The 3,015-nt window shown below is 38.5% G+C and carries 3 protein-coding genes and 1 pseudogene; 2 read left to right on the top strand and 2 right to left on the bottom strand.

Going from position 1 to position 3,015, the window contains the following annotated elements:
* Positions 1-368 (top strand): annotated as a pseudogene (locus F6K27_RS32775) (calcium-binding protein); the annotation flags it as partial.
* Positions 369-928: 560 nt separating this feature from the next.
* Here F6K27_RS32775 and F6K27_RS32770 read toward each other — a convergent pair.
* Entirely contained in the window at positions 929-1,057 is a 129-nt protein-coding gene (locus tag F6K27_RS32770; RefSeq protein ID WP_275670268.1) for a hypothetical protein, read from the bottom strand.
* A 98-nt stretch (positions 1,058-1,155) separates the two neighbouring features.
* On the opposite strand from F6K27_RS32770, the gene F6K27_RS32765 reads away from it, so the two are divergent.
* Complete coding sequence (locus F6K27_RS32765; RefSeq protein ID WP_287280114.1) at positions 1,156-2,223, top strand: aldo/keto reductase; 1,068 nt, start codon at positions 1,156-1,158, stop codon at positions 2,221-2,223.
* 310 nt (positions 2,224-2,533) lie between these two features.
* Here the strand turns inward: F6K27_RS32765 and F6K27_RS32760 are convergent, their stop codons facing one another.
* The gene (locus tag F6K27_RS32760; RefSeq protein WP_287280112.1) at positions 2,534-2,701 is read right to left on the bottom strand and encodes a hypothetical protein; all 168 of its coding nucleotides are present in this window, start codon (positions 2,699-2,701) and stop codon (positions 2,534-2,536) included.
* Between the last annotated feature and the right edge of the window lie 314 nt (positions 2,702-3,015).

Here is a 3,015-nt window from a genome sequence, read left to right as displayed (position 1 = left end):
TGACTGGTGGAGCAAGTATTGACCGCTTTATTTTCAATACAAATGATGAATTTGACTCAGACGATATTGGAATAGATGACATTACTGACTTTGTTCCGGGACAAGATATTATTCTCCTAGACAAAAGCACTTTTACTGCTATTACCAGTGACTCAGGAACAGGTTTCAGTGTCAATGCTGAATTTGCCATAGTTACCAGTGATGCTGATGCAGAAATTTCTCCAGCAGTCATTGTTTATAACAACAACAACGGCAAATTGTTCTACAATGCTAACGGTACAGAAGCAGAGTTTGGCAGTGGGGGTGAATTTGCTAATCTAACTAATATTGCATCTATTAGTAAAGATGATTTCTTGCTCAGAGGGTAATATCATGTTCGGTTGAATACTTACATTTTGGAGGAAGGAAGGCAGAAGGCAACCCACCCCTCGCCCCTCCCCCTCCCAGGAGGGGAAGGCAGAAGGGAAAGAAAGCTTCAAGGCCAGAAGTTTTTTTATAACTGATTATCCGCAATTCGTAGCTCCCCCGGAGGGGGAATATGATATATAGCAATGAGCGCTGGTATATTTACAAATTGCAGGAGTGGCCAAATAGCTAAAAATCTTATATTATTCCTTCGGAATGCTGCGCAAACGGCAATTTATTCCCCCAGATGAGCTGTTGCCTGTTGCCTGTTGCCTGCGCACAGCGCTATAAGCTAGTATAGACAAATTGATATCATATGGTATCGTTTGTGTAAAAACTTAGGAAATATCTACTTTCAAGTAAAAATTACGTCCATTGTGTTTAACTAGACCTTTGGTTTATGATGATGATGAAGCAGAATAATCAAGCAATATTATAGCGGTTTTCACAAAGGTAGACTACAGACAAAATATAAGTATGTTTTAAGTTTAATAAGTTACAGACCTGACAGCTGTATTCTATGTTAATGAAAACCGCTATAATTACCTCCTCTAGGTAGGTGATTAGCAAAAATAGCTGGTAGTCCTGCATGGTAATGGTGAGGATATATATTTTTTAATTTCTCCAACACTCCCGGTGCTTCCTTTACCATTACTATGCATCACCACCAAATAACTAACTATAAACTATCATAGATATTGTTTCATTCACTAATTTCACTCACTTAATTATTTAGGAGTAGATGACAAAATGCAATACAAATTATTAGGAAAAAGTGGACTCAGAGTATCCGAACTATGCTTGGGCACAATGACCTTTGGCGAAGACTGGGGTTGGGGTTCTTCTAAAGAAGAAAGCCAAAGAATTTATCAAGTCTTCCGTGAAGCAGGCGGTAATTTTATTGATACTGCCAACATTTACACCAACGGTACAAGTGAGAAATTTCTCGGTGAGTTTATTGCCTCGGAAAGAAATGCTGTTGTTTTAGCCACTAAATATACCAATGGTTTTGGCGACAATAATCCAAATGGTGGCGGAAACCAACGCAAAAATATGGTGCAGTCGGTAGAAGCTAGTCTCAAACGTCTTAATACTGACTATATCGATGTTTTATGGTTGCACGCTTGGGATTTTATGACTCCACCAGAGGAAGTAATGCGGGCATTTGACGATTTGGTTAGAGCAGGAAAAGTATTATATATTGGTATTTCCGATGCTCCTGCTTGGGTTGTTTCTCAATGCAATACCTTGGCTGAATTACGGGGTTGGACACAATTTATCGGTTTACAAATTGAGTATAGTCTGATTCAACGCACTCCAGAAAGAGAACTTTTGCCAATGGCGAATACTTTGGATATTGGAGTAACTGCGTGGTCGCCTCTAGCTAGTGGTTGGTTGACTGGCAAATATACCAAAGCTAATACAGTAGAAGAAGAGCGCAGACTAGACAATGAAATGATGAAAGATTTTGTGAATCAGAGCGATCGTAATTTGAGTATTGCAAAAGAAGTAGATAAAGTTGCAGAAGAAATAGGAAAGAGTTCGTCACAAGTTGCTTTAAATTGGTTATTAAATAAGGGTGTAATTCCTATTATTGGAGCTAGAAAAGTTTCTCATATTGAAGATAATATTCAATGTGTGGATGTGGAATTATCAGCAGAGCAAATTCAGCAACTTGAGAAAGTAAGTCAAATTGAACTTGGTTTTCCTCATGATTTCTTTAACGCAGATATGCTCAGAAACTTTGTTTACAATGGTACATTTGACAAAATTGATAATCATCGTTATTCACAATTAATGGATATCTCCAGAAAATAGGGAACAGGGAACAGGGAACAGGGAACATAGAACCCATTTAGGATTTATTTAAAAATATAGGGGGAGTGTGGGGAGTGTGGAGAGTGCGGGTAGAGTGGAGAGTACAGGATATGCTCTGACCCTACGCTACATTAGACTTGTCGCTTAATAGAGGAAAAAATCGCTCCAACCTAGACAGAGCAATCATTGCAAGGTATTTTACTTTCCAATAGCTATAATCCTTATAGAACAAGGTTTTTGGTTTTTTTTTAAGTTATAAAGCGACAAGTCTATTAATCACGCACTGACGCATCCTCCTTTCGGATTACACTTATTCCCCATGCTGAAAACTTAGGCAACGCCAGATTTTTCCTTGATATTTCTTAGATCGCAAATCATTCTTTTCTCTTGGTGCGCTACCAGGTGCGACTGGCGTCGTCGCGGGGTCGCACCGCTCTCTTGGTCGATGGTGGGATGGCGTTAGCGACTGCTTTGTCAAAGGACATATCCTGCACGTGTCTTTTTATTCTTCTTACTATTCGTAACATTCTTTTTTCACGCTTGGTATAACAGTAAAAAGATTCAGGAATTACGCAGAAACCGGGTTTATGAACGAATTTTGTGGTTTTAACAATAATCAAGGCAATAAACCTGGTTTCTTGGTTGGTTTTCGTAAGTCTTGTAACTGATATAGCAATGAGCGCTGGCATCTTTACATATTACATAAATATTGATAATGTAACATAAAAGTAACTGTATGAGCTGTATTTTTCATAAATTAGGCGATCGCTAAAGGTTAAAGTTTTAAGGATG

Source organism: Okeania sp. SIO2F5, from assembly GCF_010692685.1.
GTDB lineage: Bacteria > Cyanobacteriota > Cyanobacteriia > Cyanobacteriales > Microcoleaceae > Okeania > Okeania hirsuta.
The sequence above is the reverse complement of the archived record's forward strand: the minus strand, read 5'-3'. Positions and strand labels throughout refer to the sequence as shown.